Origin of the sequence: Sphingomonas sp. FUKUSWIS1 (assembly GCF_000733135.1) — a bacterium.
GTDB classification, from domain to species: Bacteria; Pseudomonadota; Alphaproteobacteria; order Sphingomonadales; family Sphingomonadaceae; genus Sphingomonas; species Sphingomonas aerolata.
Genome location: NZ_JPJC01000095.1, coordinates 1 through 19,980 on the forward strand (window position 1 = coordinate 1; position 19,980 = coordinate 19,980).

22 protein-coding genes are annotated in these 19,980 nt (G+C 64.0%); 8 read left to right on the forward strand and 14 right to left on the reverse strand.

The window, feature by feature from the left end:
- From sphsw_RS06910 to sphsw_RS06925, 4 genes are all read left to right on the forward strand, one after another.
- Nucleotides 1-338 (forward strand): DUF3597 domain-containing protein (locus tag sphsw_RS06910; RefSeq protein WP_031439966.1); only part of this gene is annotated, 338 nt, incomplete at its 5' end.
- A gap of 74 nt (nucleotides 339-412) precedes the next feature.
- Entirely contained in the window at nucleotides 413-826 is a 414-nt protein-coding gene (locus tag sphsw_RS06915; RefSeq protein ID WP_031394997.1) for a glycine zipper 2TM domain-containing protein, read from the forward strand.
- A 249-nt stretch (nucleotides 827-1,075) separates the two neighbouring features.
- A complete protein-coding gene (locus sphsw_RS06920) occupies nucleotides 1,076-1,288 on the forward strand; it encodes a cold-shock protein (RefSeq protein WP_031394996.1) in 213 nt (70 codons plus the stop codon).
- 103 nt (nucleotides 1,289-1,391) lie between these two features.
- On the forward strand, nucleotides 1,392-1,616 hold the full coding sequence (locus sphsw_RS06925; RefSeq protein ID WP_031439967.1) for a hypothetical protein: 225 nt from the start codon (nucleotides 1,392-1,394) through the stop codon (nucleotides 1,614-1,616).
- Nucleotides 1,617-1,692: 76 nt separating this feature from the next.
- Here the strand turns inward: sphsw_RS06925 and sphsw_RS18755 are convergent, their stop codons facing one another.
- From sphsw_RS18755 to sphsw_RS06995, 14 genes are all read right to left on the reverse strand, one after another.
- Nucleotides 1,693-2,355 carry a cell wall hydrolase gene (locus sphsw_RS18755; RefSeq protein WP_414712111.1) on the reverse strand — a complete coding sequence of 221 codons (663 nt, stop codon included), beginning with the start codon at nucleotides 2,353-2,355 and terminating at the stop codon, nucleotides 1,693-1,695.
- A gap of 443 nt (nucleotides 2,356-2,798) precedes the next feature.
- Complete coding sequence (locus tag sphsw_RS06935) at nucleotides 2,799-5,636, reverse strand: M16 family metallopeptidase (RefSeq protein ID WP_031439968.1); 2,838 nt, start codon at nucleotides 5,634-5,636, stop codon at nucleotides 2,799-2,801.
- Between the two features lie 8 nt (nucleotides 5,637-5,644).
- A complete protein-coding gene (locus sphsw_RS06940; RefSeq protein WP_197975095.1) occupies nucleotides 5,645-5,860 on the reverse strand; it encodes a hypothetical protein in 216 nt (71 codons plus the stop codon).
- A 9-nt stretch (nucleotides 5,861-5,869) separates the two neighbouring features.
- Nucleotides 5,870-7,015 carry a tRNA guanosine(34) transglycosylase Tgt gene (gene tgt, locus sphsw_RS06945; protein WP_031439969.1) on the reverse strand — a complete coding sequence of 382 codons (1,146 nt, stop codon included), beginning with the start codon at nucleotides 7,013-7,015 and terminating at the stop codon, nucleotides 5,870-5,872.
- Entirely contained in the window at nucleotides 7,015-7,533 is a 519-nt protein-coding gene (locus sphsw_RS06950) for an EF-hand domain-containing protein (protein WP_327195636.1), read from the reverse strand. The genes tgt and sphsw_RS06950 overlap by 1 nt, the downstream gene beginning before the upstream one ends.
- Nucleotides 7,466-8,521, reverse strand: coding sequence for a tRNA preQ1(34) S-adenosylmethionine ribosyltransferase-isomerase QueA (gene queA / locus sphsw_RS06955; RefSeq protein ID WP_031439971.1), 1,056 nt, complete (start codon nucleotides 8,519-8,521; stop codon nucleotides 7,466-7,468). The genes sphsw_RS06950 and queA overlap by 68 nt, the downstream gene beginning before the upstream one ends.
- 7 nt (nucleotides 8,522-8,528) lie before the next feature.
- A complete protein-coding gene (locus tag sphsw_RS06960) occupies nucleotides 8,529-9,251 on the reverse strand; it encodes a peptidylprolyl isomerase (protein ID WP_031439972.1) in 723 nt (240 codons plus the stop codon).
- Between the two features lie 116 nt (nucleotides 9,252-9,367).
- Nucleotides 9,368-9,889 carry a pantetheine-phosphate adenylyltransferase gene (coaD, locus tag sphsw_RS06965; protein ID WP_031439973.1) on the reverse strand — a complete coding sequence of 174 codons (522 nt, stop codon included), beginning with the start codon at nucleotides 9,887-9,889 and terminating at the stop codon, nucleotides 9,368-9,370.
- A 21-nt stretch (nucleotides 9,890-9,910) separates the two neighbouring features.
- Entirely contained in the window at nucleotides 9,911-10,810 is a 900-nt protein-coding gene (locus sphsw_RS06970; RefSeq protein ID WP_031439974.1) for a polyprenyl synthetase family protein, read from the reverse strand.
- Between the two features lie 7 nt (nucleotides 10,811-10,817).
- The gene (locus tag sphsw_RS06975) at nucleotides 10,818-11,057 is read right to left on the reverse strand and encodes an exodeoxyribonuclease VII small subunit (RefSeq protein ID WP_031394986.1); all 240 of its coding nucleotides are present in this window, start codon (nucleotides 11,055-11,057) and stop codon (nucleotides 10,818-10,820) included.
- 96 nt (nucleotides 11,058-11,153) lie between these two features.
- Nucleotides 11,154-11,351, reverse strand: a complete 198-nt coding sequence (locus sphsw_RS06980; protein ID WP_031439975.1) for a hypothetical protein — start codon at nucleotides 11,349-11,351, stop codon at nucleotides 11,154-11,156.
- Nucleotides 11,352-11,426: 75 nt separating this feature from the next.
- Nucleotides 11,427-13,073 carry a GGDEF domain-containing protein gene (locus sphsw_RS06985; protein WP_031439976.1) on the reverse strand — a complete coding sequence of 549 codons (1,647 nt, stop codon included), beginning with the start codon at nucleotides 13,071-13,073 and terminating at the stop codon, nucleotides 11,427-11,429.
- Between the two features lie 151 nt (nucleotides 13,074-13,224).
- On the reverse strand, nucleotides 13,225-15,543 hold the full coding sequence (gene clpA, locus sphsw_RS06990; protein ID WP_031394983.1) for an ATP-dependent Clp protease ATP-binding subunit ClpA: 2,319 nt from the start codon (nucleotides 15,541-15,543) through the stop codon (nucleotides 13,225-13,227).
- Nucleotides 15,544-15,686: 143 nt separating this feature from the next.
- Nucleotides 15,687-15,881 carry a DUF1192 domain-containing protein gene (locus tag sphsw_RS06995; RefSeq protein ID WP_031394982.1) on the reverse strand — a complete coding sequence of 65 codons (195 nt, stop codon included), beginning with the start codon at nucleotides 15,879-15,881 and terminating at the stop codon, nucleotides 15,687-15,689.
- A 118-nt stretch (nucleotides 15,882-15,999) separates the two neighbouring features.
- Between sphsw_RS06995 and sphsw_RS07000 the strand changes: the two genes are divergently transcribed.
- The 4 genes from sphsw_RS07000 (at nucleotide 16,000) to sphsw_RS07015 (ending at nucleotide 19,889) form a co-directional block, all read left to right on the forward strand.
- Complete coding sequence (locus tag sphsw_RS07000; RefSeq protein WP_031394981.1) at nucleotides 16,000-16,980, forward strand: NAD(P)H-quinone oxidoreductase; 981 nt, start codon at nucleotides 16,000-16,002, stop codon at nucleotides 16,978-16,980.
- Between the two features lie 158 nt (nucleotides 16,981-17,138).
- Nucleotides 17,139-18,020, forward strand: coding sequence for a UDP-2,3-diacylglucosamine diphosphatase (locus tag sphsw_RS07005; RefSeq protein ID WP_031439977.1), 882 nt, complete (start codon nucleotides 17,139-17,141; stop codon nucleotides 18,018-18,020).
- A gap of 45 nt (nucleotides 18,021-18,065) precedes the next feature.
- Complete coding sequence (locus sphsw_RS07010; RefSeq protein WP_031439978.1) at nucleotides 18,066-19,100, forward strand: glycosyltransferase family 4 protein; 1,035 nt, start codon at nucleotides 18,066-18,068, stop codon at nucleotides 19,098-19,100.
- A 111-nt stretch (nucleotides 19,101-19,211) separates the two neighbouring features.
- The gene (locus sphsw_RS07015; RefSeq protein WP_081874195.1) at nucleotides 19,212-19,889 is read left to right on the forward strand and encodes a DUF1013 domain-containing protein; all 678 of its coding nucleotides are present in this window, start codon (nucleotides 19,212-19,214) and stop codon (nucleotides 19,887-19,889) included.
- The last annotated feature ends 91 nt before the right edge of the window (nucleotides 19,890-19,980 follow it).

Consider the following 19,980-nt stretch of genomic DNA (forward strand, 5'->3'; position numbering starts at 1 on the left):
CCCCCGCCGCCATCGCCCCGAAGCCCGCCCCCGCGGCGCCGGCAGCGCCCACTCCGCAGACCGCCCCCGCCGCCACCCAGCCGGTCGATGTCGAGGCGGTGCTCTCGGGCATGGCGTCGCGCAAGAATTCGGACCTCAACTGGCGCAGCTCGATCGTCGACCTGATGAAGCTGCTCGACCTCGACTCCAGCCTCGACAACCGCAAGGAACTGGCCACCGAGCTCGGCTATACCGGTGCCAAGGACGGCAGCGCGGAAATGAACATCTGGCTGCACAAGGCCGTGATGCGCGAACTGGCCAAGAATGGCGGCACCGTTCCCGCGGGTCTGCAGGACTGAGTGCGCCGGCGCCGGCAACCAAGGCCGGCGCCGAGCATTGAGGTGATACCGACAAACCCCTGAAAGGACACGAAATGCGCGCTATGACGCTGGGCCTTATGGCCGCCTCCACCCTGATCGCCGGCTGCGTCGGCGGTGGCGGCGACCGCTACGGCGTCGACCCGCGCTATCGGTCCTATGACTATAACCGGCCCGACCCCGCCTATGGCAGCTACGACGCCGGCCGCTACTACCGCGACGACCGCCGCTACCGCGAACGCCGCCTGTCGAACAACGACCGCATCTATCGCGGCAATGACGGCCGCTATTATTGCCGCCGCAACGACGGGACGACCGGTCTGATCGTCGGCGGCGTGGCCGGCGGCGTGCTCGGCAACGTGATCGCGCCCGGCGGTTCGGGACTTCTCGGCACCGTGCTCGGCGCCGCCGGCGGCGCGCTCGCCGGACGCGCGGTCGATCGCGGCAACACCCCGGCACGCTGCCGCTAATGACCGGGGCCGGCGGCGATATGTTACGCCGCCGGTCTTGGTGCTGCGGGAGGACTTTCTGATGGTAATGGTCGTCTAAAAACACCGCCAGATTTGCAATTTCGGGTCGTCTGGCCCATATGGAGATTTGCTACAGTCGCATATCGACGGTTCTTGGCGCTTTGCGGCACCTTTCTCCTTCTTTCCCTGCTCCGCGGCATCGGGCGGTCCGAACCTCGGATTGCCCCATAACAAAGAAGGAGCCATCGCATGGCTATCACTGGCACCGTAAAGTTCTTCAACGCCGACAAGGGCTATGGCTTCATCGCTCCCGATGGCGGTGGCAACGACGCATTTGTGCACATCACCGCGGTTGAGCGCGCCGGCATGCCGACGCTGAACCAGAACCAGCGCGTCACCTACGAGCTCGAGCCCGACAAGCGCGGCAAGCAGTCGGCTGTGAACCTCCAGCCGGCCGACTGAGGCTGTCGGCGGACTTGTCCGCCGATGACTGATTTCGGTCGCGGCGCGGCGGCTCTTATGGCCGCCGCGCCTACTTCCTCTAGTTCCTCAGGAGCGCAGCAGCATGGCCGATAATCCAGAATTCTACCGGGCCCGCGCTGAAGAAGAGCGTCGCAACGGCGATGCCGCCTCGCTCGACAATGTCCGCGACCGCTGCCGCCGTGCCGAAAAGGCCTGGGATGACATGGCCAACCGTGCCGAGCGCACGCAGACGTTGCGCGCCGCCCGCGAAGCTGCCCCTCCCGGTGGCGAGCGCATGGCAAATACCCCGATGATCCCCGCCGAATAAGATCGGCTTAGAACGGCCGCCGCCATCGGCGGCCGTTTCCATATTTAGCGTTTGAGCGTGGCTACACGCCGCACCGTCAGCGCACTCCACCTGTATCCTTCCATTTGTCGAGGATTTCCGGCGCGGGCGGTAATCGATCCGCTTCGATTGGCGTCGACGCACGAGCGACCGCACTTGTTGGAACCGTCGCCGACATGGTGTCAGCCGGACCTGAATCGCCTCTGGTGCCACCCGCGCTATCAGGCAGCGCTGTGGTCGAGAGTACTGCAAATGCCGCCCCGGTGGCCCCGCCTGGCACGGGCTCGTGACCGAGATAGTGCTGGTTAAAGGCAGCAACGGTGCCCCAATAGTCTCGCCACCGGTGGAAGAAATGTGCACCGACGACCGCCGTCATCACCAGACTACGGCTCCAGGGCGGCGTGACGGCATAGGTATGATAATGCGTTGCCAGTCCGACCGGAGTGTAGACATAGCCCGCCAAAGCCATCGCCGCATTCCGCTCAGCCCGGACCCAGGCAAACCTGGCCGGCGCGTGCGCGGTGGCACCGTCACAGGCAAAGCTAAACTGACATGCAGTCGGTGCCCCGCCCGAATGCGGCCCCTGATAGACCACGCCGCAGACGCTTGCCGGGAAGGCGGGATGGCGGACACGATTGAGAATGACCTGCGCGACCGCGCGTTGCCCGGCATCAGGCTCGGACGCGGCCTCGTAATATATTGCCATCGTCAGGCAGAACAACGCCCGCGCCCTGTCCGCGGCACTCGTCCCCGTCATCGAAAAGGGACGTCCTGACATGACGCCGGTATCCCTCGTAGGAACATTAACGGATCTGGGCACCTTGGGGAGGGCGGTCGTTCCCGTCACTCCGGGGACGGGAGCCCCAAAGTCCCTGGGAATGCTCTCAAGAGCATTGCTATGGCGCCCCTCGCCATTGCCGCCACGCAAAGGTGTCCCGGCATCCCTTGGCGCGTCACGGAACGCTGCGTGCGCAAACAGCGCGGTCGACGCGATCACGCCGGATATGGCCACCGGCAACCATCGCCGTCTCGATGACCGGGAGGCCCAGCGCGTCGTGTTCAAAATCCCGCTATCCTTGCGCCACCGTCATCAAAGACGGCCAGCCATATTGCAGGAAACCCTATCGTTCCGCTACCGAATGCCCGCGTGTGTCCCGACGAGAGTCATTTAAGTGCGGCGGTATCGAGCTTTAACGCAGCCTCGGGGATCAGCTCGGTCTGCGGGTAGGCTTGACGGAGCGAGGGGGCGAACTGCCTGGCATCGCCGACAACCACAATACTGGCCTTTTTGGGATCGAGCAGCGCCGCGGCTGCGGTTTGGACCGACGCGGAATCAACTGCGCCAACCTTTGCCGTAAACTGCTGCAGTTCATCGACGCTGACGCCGTTCTGGACATAAGATCCCAAAATTCCCGCAACGCCGGACGTCGTCTCGATCCCGCGCCCGAAATTCCCAACAAGTACCGCCTTGCGCGTTTCCAGTTCACCCGGGGATACGGGCGCCTTGCCCATGCCCGCCAGTTCAGTTGCGATCAGCGAGACCACTTCCGTTGCGGTAGGGTTCTTGGTCTGTGTCCGCGCGGCAATCGTTCCCTGTGTCTTCCCCGCGTCCAGCGTGCTGCCGGCGCCATAGGCCAGACCGCGCTTGATCCGGATTTCCTGGTTCAGCCGTGAAGAAAAGCCTCCGCCAAGTACGGTGTTCGCTACCGCCAGCGAATAATAGCGGGGGTCGGTGCGCGCGATCGCCGGCCGGGCGACGACGACGCCAGCCTGGCCCGCATCGGGCATGTCGACGACGATCACGCGAGGCGCCGGGTAATCGATCGGCATGCCGGGTGTCGTCGCCGCGCCGGTCTTCTTCCAAGGGCCGAATTGGGCGTCGGCCAGCGTCTTCGCCTGCGCCGCGGTGACGTCGCCGACCATGATGAGCGTAGCCTGATCGGGGCTGAAGCTGCGCGCATAGGCCGCGGTGATGTCGGCCCGGGTGATCGCCTTCAACGAGATCGGCGTTCCGCCGACCGGCGCGCCATAGGCAGACGTGCCTAGAACCGCCCGATCGGCGACCAGTGCGGCCAGCTGCGCCGGATTCTTGAGCGCGAGTGATACTGCGTCGACCTGCTGCGTCCGTGCCCGTTCGATTTCGTCGGGCGCGAATGCAGGGTGCATCGCCACGTCGGCGAGGATCGACAGCGCGGGGGCAAGCTGATCAGCCTTCACCGTGACGTCGACGGAGGCACCGTCGCTGCCTGCATCGCTGCCGATCGATCCGCCAAGGCCTTCGATCTCCCGTGCTATCTGCGTGGCCGTTCGCGTGCGCGTGCCTTTGGTCAGCAACTCGGCCGCCAAGCTGCTGACGCCTGCTTGATTGGCAGGATCGGTTGCCGCGCCGCCACCGGTAACGAGATAGGCGGTGACGATCGGCAGATCGTGCCGCTCTACGGTGATAAGCCGCATGCCATTGGCGAGCTGCGTCGAGATCGGCTGGGGCAGGGTCGGCGAAATCGGTGTACCGGGGGCGGGGGCAAGGACGCGCTGTCCTTCGGCGGCGGGGGTAACGATCTCGACGTTGGCGGGCGCCTTAAGATCGGCGACGTGGACGCTGGGAGCCACATCGATCGTCGCGACCCGCGTCGCGGCCGGCTTGGCATCGAGCGGAAGATACCGGATCGTCGCGGATTGCGCGTCAGCCAGATAGGTCCGTGCGACGCGCTGGATATCTGCGGCCGTGACCTGCGCAATGGCCGCGAGCTGGCGGTCTGCGGCGCGCGGATCACCATCCACGATCACCGATGACGCAAGGGTGCTCGCCTTTCCTTCGGCGGTTTCCCGGGCGATGATCGACGCTGTCAGAATTTCGTTCTTCGCCTCGGCCAGTTCGGCAGGCGTGACGGGGGCATCGCGCAGCCGTGCGATTTCTCGCTTGAGCGCGGCTTCACCCGCGTCGACGCTCTTGCCCCCGGCCATGATGGCGTAGACGACCAGATTGCCGGTCGACTGCTTGCTGTCGATCATGGCGTCGGCGGACTGCGCAAGTTGGTCGCGGTAGACGACGCTTTCGTAGAGCCGCGAGCTTTCGCCCTCCGACAATATCGCTTTCAGGAGACTGAGCGCAGGGATGTCGGCAGCGCGGTCCGCCGGGATATGATAGCTGATCAGCACCGCGGGGAGCGGCGTGTTGGGCTCGTAGACGGTACGCGTCACGGCTTGGGTACGGGCCGGCTCGGCGACCGTTACCCGAGGAATTTCCCCGCTCGGCTTCTTGATGGGGGCGAAGTAGGTGTCGATCCAGCGATCGAGCTGTGCCGGCTCGAAGTTGCCCGAGACGACCAGAACCGCATTGTCGGGTCGATAATAGGTTGCATGAAAGGCGCGGACGTCGTCGATGCCGGCGGCTTCGAGATTTTCCAGGCTGCCGATCGTACCACGTGCATAGGGATGTCGTGCATAGGCAAGCGCGGGATAATAGAGCGAGAACAGCTTGCCATAGGGCCGGGCAAGGGTGCTCTGGCGAAGCTCCTCCTTCACGACGTCGCGTTCAGACGCGAAGCTTTTAGGTTCGACCACAAGGCTCGCCATCCGGTCGGCCTCTGCAAACAGCAGACGCTGCAGGTGATTGGCCGGAACCACCTCGTAATAATTCGTATAGTCGTCGTTGGTCGAGGCATTGTTATACCCGCCAACATCTTCGGTCAGCCGGTCCATCTGTTCAGACACCAGATTGCGGGTCGATTTGAACATCAGATGTTCAAACATATGGGCAAAGCCGGACCGGCCCTTGGGATCGTCCTTGGACCCGACGTCATACCAGACCTGGACCGAAACGTTGGGTGTCGCCGTGTCCCGGATGGCGTAGACACGCAAACCGTTGGCCAGCACGCGTTCGGTGAAGGCGAGCGGTTTTACCGACACGTTCGATGTAGATTTGGGGGGGGCGGACTGCGCCACCACCGCTGCAGGACAACAGGCTGCACCAAGCAGCAAGGCGTAGCGGAGGAGGCGCATCTGTGTCCTTACTTCTGGGTACGCGAGCGGTTAAAAAGCACCGCGCCGGCGATGGCGGCAGATCCTATGCCGACGCCAAGCCCGATCTTTGCAAGCGGCCAGGTCTTCGCCTTCTCGACGGTCGCCTTTGCTGCGGCTTCGGCGTGAAGCTTTGCTTCCTTGGCTGCGGCGAGGATTTCGTTGGGGGTATCGTCGTCGGCAGCCGTTGTGATGGGGTCGGTCACGTCACTCTCCTAACTCGATTTCCGACCATACTCCGCTCGGAAATCATTTGCGAACTTCGTCAATGTACCGGCGGCGATCGCAGCGCGCAGATCTGCCATCAGCGTTTCGTAGAACCAGATATTGTGTTCGGTCATCAACATCGCGCCCAGCATCTCGCCCGCGCGGACGAGATGATGCAGATAGGCCCGGCTCCAGGTGGCGCAGACCGGGCAGGCACAGTCGGCCGCCAGCGGCGACTGGTCCTCGGCAAACCGGGCGTTGCGGATGTTGATCGGCCCCTTGCGCGTGAACGCCTGGCCGGTTCGCCCTGACCGGGTCGGCATGACGCAATCGAACATGTCGATTCCGCGCTCGACAGCGCCCACGATATCGTCAGGCTTGCCGACGCCCATCAGATAGCGGGGTTTGTCGGCGGGCAATTGTCCGGGGGCGAAATCCAGGCATCCGAACATCGCCTCCTGTCCTTCGCCGACCGCCAATCCGCCGACCGCATAGCCATCGAAGCCGATATCGATCAGCGCGTCCGCCGACGATTTGCGGAACGACTCATTCAGCGCGCCTTGCTGGATTCCGAAGATCGCGTTGTTCTCCGCATGGGCACCGCCTGCATCGAAGGCGTCGCGCGATCGCTTCGCCCAGCGCATCGATCGTTCCATGGCCGCGGCCTGAACTTCACGCGTCGAGGTCGTCGGGACAAGCTCGTCGAACGCCATGACGATGTTCGACCCCAATAATCGTTGGATCTCGATCGACCGTTCGGGGCTGAGCAGGTGGCGGGTGCCATCGAGATGCGATTTGAACGACACCCCTTCCTCGGACCGCTTGGTAAGATCCGCGAGGCTCATCACCTGATACCCACCCGAGTCGGTCAGGATCGGCTTCGACCAGCCCATGAAGCCGTGAAGCCCGCCCAGTCGCGCGACACGTTCCGCTCCGGGACGCAGCATGAGATGATAGGTGTTGCCGAGGATGATGTCGGCCCCCGCGGCCGCCACGTCGTCGGGCTTCATCGCCTTGACCGTCGCGGCGGTGCCGACCGGCATGAAGGCGGGGGTACGGATCACGCCGCGCTGCATCGCGATCTGGCCCGTGCGTGCTGCGCCATCGGTGGCAGAAATGGTGAAGTCGAAACGAAGGGACACGGGATGATCCATTAACGGCGCTTGCCGCGCGGTGGGGCGTTGGGGGCGAAGCTTCTGATCGTGAGCAGCTCCTCGCGCACGAGCACACCGTCCCGGTTGCGGTCGAAGCGGAGAAAGAACTGCGCAAATCGGGCCTGAAGCTCGGCAAGGGTGATCGCGTTATCGCCGTCGCGATCGACTTCGAAGGGACTGGGCAGGGCGTTGCGATCGCCAAGCCATTTCAGCGACCAGTCGGCATAGGCGATATAGCCGATCTTGCCCGTCGTGCTGCCCTCGGCGCCCGCAAAGCTCCGCGCGAGGCAAGTGTCGAGTTCGGGCCTGGTCACGCGCGCGTCGCGATCCCCATCGCAGGCGGCGACCAGCATTGCGGCCGGTTCGGCAAAGATCGTTGCGGGCGGTTGCGCGACCCCAGCGGAAGGCACGACCTGCAAAGCCAGGATCAACGGGATCAACATGGGCCGGTCATGGCAGCAGCAGGCTGGCATCGCCATAGCTGTAGAAGCGATACTTGGCCGCAATTGCATGCGCATAGCCGGCCTGCATCCGCTCGCGTCCCATCAGCGCCGATACCAGCATGAACAACGTCGATCGCGGAAGGTGGAAATTGGTCATCAGGCCATCGATCCCCTTGAAGCGGTAGCCCGGCGTGATGAAGATCGCCGTGTCGCCCTCAAACGGGCGGATGATGCCGTCGTCACCGGTCGCGCTCTCGATCAGTCGCAGCGATGTCGTGCCGACCGCGATCACCCGGCCGCCGGCGGCGCGCACCGCATTCAGCTGGTCCGCCGTGGTGGCATCGATCCGGCCCCATTCGGCATGCATCTGGTGATCGTCGGTATCGTCCACCTTCATCGGCAGGAACGTGCCCGCACCGACGTGCAGCGTCAGCGTTGCCTTCCCGATGCCCGCAGCCTCGAGCGCCGCCATCACCGATGGGGTGAAGTGCAGCGCCGCGGTCGGCGCCGCGACCGCGCCGGGCTCGGCGGCGAACATTGTCTGGTAATCCTCGGCGTCGCGCGCGTCCGTCGGGCGCTTCGCCGCGATATAGGGAGGCAAGGGCATTCGCCCCGCGCGATCGAGCAGCAGTTCGATCGGTTCGTCGCCTGCGAATTCGAGCGCGTAGCTGCCGTCTTCTGCCCGGTCGACCGCCCGGGCGACGACGCCGTTGCCAAAATCGATCGGATCCCCATCGCGCAGACGGCGCGCATTTCGAATGAAGGCGCGCCAGCGCCGCGGCCCCTCGCGCTTGTGCAGCGTCGCCCCGATCTTCGCCCCGGACGAGAGCTGCCCGTCCTGCTCGATCCCAGCACGACGCCCTTCGAGCTGCGCCGGAATGACCCGCGTGTCGTTGAACACCAGCAGGTCGCCGCGACGCAGCTGTCCAGCCAGATCCGTGACGCGCAGGTCGCGTGTTGCATCCCCGTCTAAGACCAACAGCCGTGCGGCATCGCGCGGCGTTTCGGGCCGGAGTGCGATACGGTCGGTCGGCAGGTCGAAGTCGAAAAGGTCGACGTTCAACGGATTCTCACTTCTTCGCGGGGGCCTTCTTGGCAAGCTTGGGCTTTGCAACGACCGCCGGTGCTGGCCTCGACTTGCTGCTGCCGGTCCCCGGCAGGGTTACAGGCACGCCCAGTGCCGGTGGCGGGGTAACGGGCGCGGCGACATAGGCCGGTGGGCTGTCCGCAGCGATATAGGCGTGCAGGATACGCGAGGGGTTTGCCGGCGGCTCGCCGCGCTCAATGGCGTCGACATATTGCATGCCGTCGATCACCCGGCCGAACACGGTATATTTCTTGTCGAGGCTGAGGCGCGGCTGAAAGACGATGAAGAACTGGCTGTTCGCGCTGTCTTCCTTTTCCGAACGCGCCGCGGACACCGCGCCGCGAACGTGCGGCAGATAATTGAACTCGGCCTTCACGTCGGGCAGGGGTGAGCCACCGGTACCGTCACCCTTTGGATCGCCGCCCTGTGCCATGAACCCGTCGATCACCCGGTGAAACGCCAGGCCGTCGTAGAAATGCTGCCGGGTCAGGGTTTTGATGCGCTCGACCATCAAAGGGGCGACGTCGGGACGAAGCCAGATCGTGACCCGGCCCCCCGTCGACAGGTCAAGCAGCAGCAGGTTCTGCGTGTCCGTCGTCAACGGCGGGGTAGCGCGTCCGGCAACGGCGGGATCGATGATCTGGGCGGACGCAGGCGCCGCGACGAGGCACCCGAGGATCGCAAACATACCGGCGAAAAAGCGCATCAAATCCCTACTCGCATTGGCCATGAGGCCGGGGCCGACCTTGAAGCCCGCCGCTTAGAACAAATCCGTGCTTGCGCCAAACTGAACATCGTCTGCCGACTGGCGTCCCGCGCGCGTCAACTTCCCTTGCGGCCGATCTGATTGACGCGGGCAATGACCTCTTCACTGACGGCAGGCGGCACGAATTTGGCTATGTCCCCGCCGAAGAGCGCGATTTCCTTGACCAGCTTGCTCGCAATCGGCTGCAGCGCGACATCCGCCATCAGGAACACCGTCTCGACCCGCGGATTGATCTGCTGGTTCATCCCCGCCATCTGATATTCATATTCGAAGTCGGCGACGGCACGCAGACCGCGGACGATGACCTTTGCCCCTTCGCGCTCGGCAAAATCCATCAACAATGAGTCGAACGCGACCACGTGGATCTCGCCGGCCACGCCGTCTACCTCACGCCTCACCATCGCCATGCGTTCCTCGATCGTGAACATCGGCGATTTGGAGGCGTTCGTCGTGACGCCGACGACCAGCCGGTCGACGAGCTTCGCGCCACGCCGGATGATGTCCATATGGCCTAGCGTGATCGGGTCGAACGTACCCGGGTAAACACCGACCCTTACGGTCTCTTGGCTTGCCGTCATGGTCGGTGTCTCCGGAAGAGGTCAGCGGTCGCGATCAAGCACGAAGCGTGCGATCTCGCGGAGCAGATCGGCCTCGCGGCCATAGCTGTGCAGATGCGCGATCGCCTGCTCGACAAGCATGCGGGCCTGTTCACGCGCGCGCTCCGCGCCGAGCAGCGACAGGAATGTCTCCTTGCCCGCACCGGCATCCTTGCGGAGACGTTTGCCCGCCGCCGTCTCATCGCCTTCGGCATCGAGCAGATCGTCAGCAATTTGAAAGGCAAGTCCCAGGTCGTGCGCATAGCCGCGCAGGCCAACCCGGCCCTCGGGCGCAATCCTGCCAAGAATGGCGCCTGCTTCGACGGACGCCAAAATCAGCGCACCGGTCTTCATCTGCTGAAGCCGGGTGACAGTGTTGAGATCAAACCGGGCATTCTCCGCCTCGAGATCCATCATCTGGCCGCCGGCCATGCCAGTCGGGCCGGACGCCTTGGCAAGGTCGAGCACCAGATCGGCGCGCACGAACGGATCGGGGTGCGTTGACGGGTCGGCGAGGATCTCGAACGCCAGCGCGTGAAGGCAGTCACCTGCGAGGATCGCGCATGCTTCGCTGAACATCTTGTGGACGGTCGGCTTGCCACGACGCATGTCGTCGTCGTCCATGGCCGGGAGATCGTCATGGATCAGCGAATAGACATGGATCGCCTCGATGGCCGTGGCCACCCGCGCCGCACAAGCACGGTCGACCCCAAACAGACTGGCGGTCGCGAAAACGAGCAACGGGCGTAGCCGCTTGCCGCCGCCGATCGCGGCATGACGCATCGCGCGATACAGGTCCGCACGCGGATCTTTGGGGATCGCCAGAAGGACGTCGAACTGCGCGTCGATCTCTGCGGAAACCTCCGCGAGCGCTTCTGCCAGCGATTGCGGCAAGGTCGTCATGCGCGGCTCAACCTGCCGCAAAGGGGCGAACCCCAGCCGGCTTACCCTCGGCATCGAGCCGGATCGCTTCGATCCGCGCCTGCGCAGCGTCGAGCCGATCGGCACAACGCTGGCGCAGCTTGTTGCCGCGTTCGTAAAGCTCGATCGCCTGCTGCAGCGGCGTATCGCCACGCTCGAGCTGCCCCACGATCGTCTCCAGCTCTTTCAATGCCTCTTCGAATGAGAGGTCTTCGGTCGGCGTTTCCATGCGTGCTGCTATGGAGCAGGCGCGCGACGGGGGTCAAGGACGCGTCGACGGCGGAGGCTATGCCGTGACCGGCACGCGCCGAGTTTGCCGCGAATTCTAGCGCAACCGGTCGACGGTCCAGGTGTAAAGCACCGATATGCCGATCAGCCCCAGGTCGACGGCAGCCTGCATCCTGTGCGGCGCGGGGTCGGACGGGTCATGCGTGATGAGGCGGATATCCGCCGTCGGTCGCGGCATTACTGCGAGCGTCAGCACCAGCGCTGCGACAGCGAGGCCAGCCTTACGATTACGCATCGTCATTCCCCCGGCGGAAGCTGCATCCTGACGTCGTCAATCCGCTTTGACAAGCCGCGGCACCAGGCACCGCATTCAGGCGGCCGAGACGAGGCTGACCGCGCTTCGCGATCGATCGCGCCCCGCCGCTTTGGCCTCGAACAAGGCGCGGTCGGCGTCGCGGTAGAGCGTCTTCCAGTCGGCGTCGTGCAACAGGGGGCCGGTGCATGTACCGATGCTGGCGGTGACGGTGATATCGTACGGCATCGACTGGCCGCGGACACGGTCGCGGATTGCGCAGGGCGAAACCGATGTCGAGGCATCGACGAGGATAGCAAACTCCTCGCCACCAATTCGCGCGATGAGCGTATCGGTTGGCAGTGCGCTGCGGAGCGCACGGGCGAAGGCCCGCAACACCTCGTCGCCGCCATCATGACCGATCGTCTCGTTGACCCGCTTGAAATGGTCGATGTCGGCGATCAGCAGCGTCTGCTCGCCGGGGCGGCCAATCGCGCGTGCCAGGAAGGCGCGACGATTAAGCAGGCCGGTCAGCGGGTCAGTATCGGCGAGCAGGCGCGCCGCGATCTCCTGTTCCCGCGCAGCGTCGCGTTCGCGGCTCAGCAACAGGATGCGATAGGCAATCGCCGTGCTCGACAGAAGCGCCTCGATCGCCATCGCGATGACCGTCGAATTGTCGACCAGCAGGCTCGGCTCGACCATCCCGAAGCTGCTGGCGATGCGAAGCCCGGACATGACGATCGGTGCACCCCACGCAAGCGCAAACAACCACAGATAATTGCTGCGGACGCGCCACGCGCGCCACAGGATGATCGCCACAACCCCGATGAACCCCAGATATGCGATCGACATGCCGGTATCGAGGACATGGATCGCGCGGGGGGCGAGCATAACCCAGAGCCCCGCCATGCCGACCAGCCCGACCATCACCGCACTGCTGAGCGGCCGTACCCAACCCGAAAACACGGCGCGTTCGAAAAAGCTGCGGGCGAAAAGGAGTGCTGTGCTGGCGGATGCGGCCAGGAACAGTATGTTGAGCCGCTGGCGGTCGTTATTGTCGAGGCCCGTAAAGACTTGGCCCGCAGCACCTGATGACGTCGATACATAGGCCAGAAGGCACAGGACGAGCAGGCAGTAAATTGGCTGGAAGGACTGGCGAAGCGCTCCCCAGAGCGCCAGATTGTAGACGATCAGCGCGATCGCCATGCCGGCAAACGCGCCGTAAAGTGCGCCGCGCACGATCTCGGTCGTCGCCGCCTCGCCATGATCCGCCAGTGCCGGCTGCAGGATGACGCCGCGAAGGTTCGTGGCGCCTTCGACATGCCACAGGAGACGTACCGGTGGCGCGTCATGGCGCGGCAGCGGTTGCGAGAGGACGGCGCCGAGGTTCAGGATCTCATGGGCGGTTTTTGGCGTGACGCCGACATGGCGAATCGCACCATCGGCATAGCGGACATAGAGCGTGATGCGCGTCATCCAGATACTGCCGATACGCACGCTGGTGCCGCGTAGCTGAGCGGCGGGAAGCGGCTGTGACAGGACCCAGAAATCACCCGGGCCGAATCGGCGCTGTGGGGTGGTGCAGTCGAATCGTTCCGGCGTCTTGAACAGGGACGGCGCCGTCATGCCGGGTGCTGCGCGGACGAGACAGGTCGCCAGAGGGAAGGCGGTCGCGGCGGCGGGCGGTGCAGTCACCAGGCTGAGCGTCCACAGCAGCAAGACCATGACCCACCGCATATATGCCCGTATCCCCATGACATGCCTCGTAAAGCGCGTTCGGCAAAGAACGGTAAACGTGGCTGGCTATGGCACAAAAAAACCCGGCGGCAAGCGCTGCCGCCGGGTCTTATAAACACGGCTTGACGCCGTCTCGCTGCTACTTCGCAGAGACGGGTTCAGCCTTCCCCTTCTTCTTGGGCTTTTTCGGCGCTGCACTTTCAATCGCGAACGATAGCGCACCATCCTTCATCTTCACCGTCACCTCGCCGCCATGGACCAGTTTCCCGAACAGCAGCTCCTCGGCAAGTGGCTGCTTGATCTTTTCCTGGATCAAACGGCCCATCGGACGCGCTCCGTAGAGCTTGTCATAGCCCTTCTCGGTGAGCCACGCCTTCGACTCGTCATCGAGCTGGATATGGACGCCGCGGTCCGCCAGCTGAAGCTCGAGCTGAAGAATGAACTTGTCCACGACCCGGGCGACCACAGTCGTCGGCAGATAGCCGAACGGCACGATCGCATCGAGGCGATTGCGGAACTCCGGCGTGAACATCTTCTGCACCGCCTGTTCGTCCTCGCCTTCACGCGTAAGGTTACCGAAGCCCACCGTCTCGCGCGCCATGTCGCTGGCCCCCGCATTGGTCGTCATGATCAGGATGACGTTGCGGAAATCGACCGACTTGCCGTGCTGGTCGGTAAGGCGCCCGTTGTCCATTACCTGCAACAGGATGTTGAACAGGTCTGGATGCGCCTTCTCGATCTCGTCGAGCAGCAGCACGCAATGCGGATTTTGGTCGACCGCATCGGTCAGCAGACCACCCTGATCGAACCCGACATAGCCCGGGGGCGCACCGATCAGACGGCTGACCGAGTGCCGCTCCATATATTCGGACATGTCGAACCGCTGGAGCGGGATGCCCAGGATCGAAGACAGCTGCTTGGCCACCTCCGTCTTGCCGACGCCGGTGGGGCCGGTGAACAGATAGTTGCCGATCGGCTTCTCTGGCTCGCGTAGACCCGCTCGCGCCAGCTTGATCGCCGAACTGAGCTTCTCGATCGCCGCATTCTGCCCGAACACCACGCGCTTTAGATCTGTTTCGAGCGTGGCGAGCGCGAGCTTGTCGTCGGTCGAAACCGATTTCGGCGGGATGCGCGCCATGGTCGCGATGACCTGTTCGATCTCCTTGGGGGTGATCGTCTTCTTGCGCTTGTTCGGCGGCACCAGCATCTGCATCGCACCCACCTCGTCGATCACGTCGATCGCCTTGTCGGGCAGTTTGCGGTCGTTGATGTAGCGCGCGCTGAGCTCCACCGCCGACTTGATCGCGTCGGGGGTGTATTTGACGTTGTGGTGATCCTCGAACGCCGAGCGCAGGCCCGCCAGAATCTTGATCGTGTCCTCGATCGTCGGCTCGTTCACATCAATCTTCTGGAAGCGCCGCAGTAGGGCGCGATCCTTCTCGAAATGATTGCGGAATTCCTTGTACGTCGTTGAGCCGATGCAGCGGATCGTGCCGCCCGAGAGCGCCGGCTTGAGCAGATTTGACGCATCCATCGCACCGCCGCTCGTCGCGCCTGCACCGATGACTGTGTGGATCTCGTCGATGAACAACACCGCGTCCGGCATCTTCTCCAACTCGTTGACGACTGCCTTCAGGCGTTCCTCGAAATCACCACGATACCGGGTGCCTGCCAGCAATGCGCCCATGTCGAGCGAATAGATTACCGCCGGCTTGAGCACGTCGGGGACCTCGCCCTCGACGATCTTGCGCGCGAGGCCTTCCGCAATCGCGGTTTTTCCGACGCCGGGATCGCCGACATAAAGCGGGTTGTTCTTCGACCGGCGGCACAGGATCTGGATCGTGCGATCCACCTCCGGCCCGCGCCCAATCAGGGGATCGACCTTCCCGTTCTTGGCTTTCTCATTCAGGTCGACCGTGAATTGTTTGAGCGCGCTTTCCGTCTTGCCCTTCTCCTGTCCCTTGGTCGGCTTCTCGTCGTCGGCACCCTTGGGCGTCGAAGCTTCGGTCGGCTGCTGTCCGCCCTTGCCGACGCCGTGGCTGATGAAGCTGACCGCATCGAGGCGGCTCATGTCCTGCTGTTGCAGGAAATAGACGGCATAGCTTTCCCGCTCGCTAAACAAGGCAACGAGCACATTGGCACCCGTCACTTCGTCGCGGCCCGAAGACTGGACATGAAGGATGGCGCGCTGGACGACGCGCTGGAAGCCGCTCGTCGGCGAAGGATCGGTCGCGGCATCGACCTTGAGCGCATCGAGCTCGGTGTCGAGATAATGCGCGACCGTGGTTTTCAGTTCGCCCAGATCGACGTTGCAGGCGCCCATGACCTTCGATCCGTGCTCGTCGTCGATCAACGCCAGCAAGAGATGCTCGAGCGTCGCATATTCGTGGCGTCGGGACGATGCAGCCTCGAGTGCCTTGTGCAGGGTGGTCTCGAGGGCGGGTGCAAATGACGGCATTTACATTACTCCTGTCGGGCCACGCAGACGCAGGCCCTTTGGCACTATGTCGGAACGGTAATCGATCGCATCAAGCACTTGACCCCGCCGGCCTGCGTTCCTGCACCGTCCAAATGCGGACCGCCGAGACGAGGTCGAGGACATCACCGTCTAAATAGGTCGTCGGCGCTGGCGCGGTGGCTGATCGCTCGATCTTTTTTCAACTGGCAGCGCGCAATCTCGCCTTGCAGCACGGTGATCCGCGCATCGAGCTCGGCGACCGAGAGCGAGTCGATGTCCTGACGCACGAGCGCATCGAGGAAATCGTCGGGACGAGAGGGGGCGTCATCCGGATCCATTGCGCCTGTAACGTTGACCCGCACCGGAGTGATGTCAATAAGGCACGGGAATCCAATGGGGCGTCTCGATCACATGACTGCAAAAACCGTGACTCCGCGTTACATCGTCCCTGACGTCATGAAGGCAATCGATCCCGAAGCCCCGGGAGGCCCTGAAGTGCTCGTCCTTGTGGAGCGCGCCGTGCCGCATCCCGGAGCCGGCGAGGTCCTCGTCAAGGTTGCGGCGGCGGGCGTCAATCGTCCCGAGGTGATGCAACGGCAGGGTAAATATCCGCCGCCGCCCGGTGCCCCGTCGATCTTGGGCATGGAGATTGCCGGGACGATCGTCGCGGTCGGCGACGGGGTCGGCGAGGAACAGATCGGGCAGCGGGTCTGTGCGTTGATCACGGGCGGTGCCTATGCCGAATATGCGGTTGCGCCGTTCGGCCAGTGCCTCTCCGTGCCCGAAGCGCTGACGATGGTCGAAGCCGCGGCGATGCCCGAGACGTTGTTCACGGTGTGGACCAACCTGTTCGAGCGTGCCTATGCGACCGAAGGCGATACGGTACTCGTCCATGGCGGCACGAGCGGGATCGGCACGATGGCGATCGGCTTGTGTGCCATCTTCGGGATCGACATCATCGTCACCGCGGGCTCGAAGGCGAAATGCCAAGCCGCGCTCAGCCTCGGCGCGACGCACGCGATCGACTACAAGACCGAGGACTTCGTCGAACGGGTCAAGCAGATCACCGGCGGCAAGGGTGTTGCGGCCGTACTCGATATGGTGGGTGGCGACTATGTCGCGCGTAATCTGCAATGTCTGGCCGAAGACGGGCGGCACGTATCGATCGCGGTTCAGGGTGGGGCGAATGCGACAGTGCCGCTGTTCGAGATCATGCGCCGTCGTCTGACCTTGACGGGATCGACGCTGCGCCCGCGTGATACCGCGTTCAAGTCGCTCGTGGCCGATGAACTGGCACGGACGGTCTGGCCGCATGTCGAGGCCGGCAAGCTCAAGCCAGTGATCGATCGCGTCTTTGCCTTTGCCGACGCCCCGGCGGCGCATGCGCGGATGGAGGCGGGCGATCACGTCGGGAAGATCGTGCTGTCCATGACGTGACGCGGACATGCCTGACCAGGCTGTCCCCGAGCCGCCTCTGTATTCGTGACGGAGGCTGTGCGTCGTCCGATGACTTAGAATAGTCACCGGACTGCGACTGCCATGTCATATTGCGCCGCTAGACAGGACCGCAACGAACAGATTTGCGGGGCAGGCCGATGGACATCGTCACGTTTCCAACCGACGCGTTGCCGATAGCCGATGTGGCGGACATCGCGGACTTCATCCATTCGCGACCCGTTGTGCCCGAACGCGTGGTCGACCGGCGGCAATATCGCACGATCTGGATTTCCGACGTCCATCTCGGCACGCGTGGCTGCAACGCGGCGATGCTCAACGACTTTCTCGACCATGTCGACAGCGAGACGATGTTCCTGGTCGGCGACATGATCGATGGCTGGCGATTGAAGAAGAAATTCTACTGGCCGGCGGCGCATAACGACGTGCTGTGGCGGCTGCTCAAGCGCGCGAAGCGCGGTACGCGGGTCGTCTATATTCCGGGCAACCATGACGAGGTGTTCCGGCAATATTCGGGGCTCGACTTCGGTGGGATCTCGATCCGGCGCAAGGCGATCCACGAGACCGCCGACGGCCGCCGCCTGCTGGTTCTGCACGGTGACGAGTTCGACGCTATCACGCTGGCGCATCGCTGGGTCGCGCATATTGGGGATGCGGCGTACACATTGCTCATGGGGCTCAACCGGTGGGTGAATGGCGCGCGCCGACGCCTCGGCATGCCCTATTGGTCGCTCTCGAAACACGCCAAGGCCAAGGTCAAGAACGCGGTCGCCTTCATATCGCATTTCGAAGAAGTCGTCGCGCACGCGGCCGGCGTGCGGGGGGTCGACGGCGTCGTGTGTGGACACATCCATACCGCGGAAATGCGCGATATTGCCGGCGTTGCCTATTATAACGACGGCGACTGGGTCGAAGGCTGCACGGCACTTGTCGAGCATTTCGACGGGCGAATGGAACTGCTTCACTGGGCAGACGAGATCGCCGCACGCGAAATCGACAACGTCGTCACGCTGGCCGCCTGACCCACGTCAATTCGGCTCATGCCGCGATTACCCAAGGAGACCCCGATGCGTATCGCGATCGTCACCGATGCCTGGAGCCCGCAAGTCAACGGCGTGGTTCGCACCCTGCAGTCCGTCCGACGGGAACTCGAAGCGGTGGGTCATCAAGTGCTGATCATATCCCCCGCGCAGTTCGCCTCGATGCCGTGTCCGACCTATCCCGAGATTCGGCTGGCCTTTGCACGGTCGGGCGCGGTCGGACGATTGCTCGAAAGCTTTGGCGCCGATGCGATACACCTCGCGACGGAAGGTCCGGTCTGCCTCGCTGCACGAGCCTGGTGCCTGGCCCGAGATCTGCCGTTCACGACCGCCTATCATACCCAGTTTCCCGATTACATCGCGGCACGGACGGGCGCGAACCCCGCCTGGATATGGCGCTATATTCGCTGGTTCCATCGTCCCGCCGAGTCGATCCTGGTCTCCACGCCGTCCGTCGCGGCAACACTTACCGCACAGGGGCTGCATCAGGTTCGCGAATGGGGGCGAGGCGTCGATTTTGCACAATTCGGGCTGGACGGCGCCCGCGATCCGGAGATGGCGGCGCTGCCCGGCCCGATCCTGCTCTATGTCGGGCGCGTCGCCGTCGAGAAGAATGTCGAGGCCTTCCTGTCGTCCGCGCATCGGGGAACGAAGGTCGTCGTCGGCGACGGACCCGGGCGCGCCACGCTTGCACGTCGCTTCCCCGATGCCGTGTTTCTTGGCCAGCGTGACGGACAAGGGCTGGCGGCGGCCTATCGTACCGCGGACGTCCTCGTCTTTCCCAGCCGGACCGACACCTTCGGGCTGGTCATGATCGAGGCGCTCGCGTGCGGGACTCCCGTTGCAGCCTATCCCGTCGCAGGCCCGATCGACGTACTCGACCCGCGCGTTGGCGTGATGCATGAGGATCTCGACGAAGCGATCGCGGCGGCACTGACCCGCGATCCTGTCGCCTGCGCCGCCTATGCTGCCCGGTACAGCTGGCCCGCAAGTGCGCGCCAGTTTCTGCGTGCCCTTGTTCCGCTTGCCCGTCCACTCGATCGACCGCGCATGGCGGCATGATGCGACGCGACGATCGCGCGCTTGCCTGTTAGTCATGGGCGCACTAAGTCGTGTGTCATGTCAGGCCGCTCCGAAAGGGGCGGCCCTTTCTATTTTTACGGAGTTTCCGCCGTGGCCCAGCCGCTCATGCCCCATGCGACCGCCGCCTGGATGGTCGACAATACTGCGCTCAGTTTCGAACAGATCGCAGACTTTTGCGGTCTGCACATTCTCGAGATCCAGGCGATCGCCGACGACACCACGTCGACCAAGCTGACGGGGCGCGATCCCGTCCGCGCGCATGAGGTCACGCAGGACGAGATCGACAAGGGCGCGGCCGATCCCGATTATCAGCTCAAGATGATCAAGGGTCCCGAGCAGGTCCGCCGGACCAAGGGCCCGCGTTACACGCCGGTGTCCAAGCGCCAGGACAAGCCCGATGGCATTGCCTGGATTATCCGTAATCATCCCGAGATCACCGATGGCGCGATCTCGCTGCTGATCGGCACGACGCGCACGACGATCGCTGCGATCCGTGACCGTAGCCACTGGAACATCGCCAACATCACGCCAAAGGATCCGGTCACGCTCGGCCTGACGTCGCAGCGCGAACTCGACGCCGCGGTTGCCAAGGCCGCCAAGGCGGCAGGTATGGAAGCACCGACCGACACGCGTCTCGAAGGTGATCGTGAGGCGCTGCTCGAGCAGCTTCGTAACGAGCGTACGCAGGCAGCGGCGGACGCGCAGTTCGTCGCAGAGGGCGGTGTCCTGCCGGTCAAGCCGCTGTTCGACGACCCCTTCAAGCGCTGAACGTTCCCGGTCCCCGCGTGGCGCGGTGCGGGGGCGGTACGGGCTATCGGATAGGTTTGCGGTCCTGACGGCGCGGGGATGGCCGGCGGCA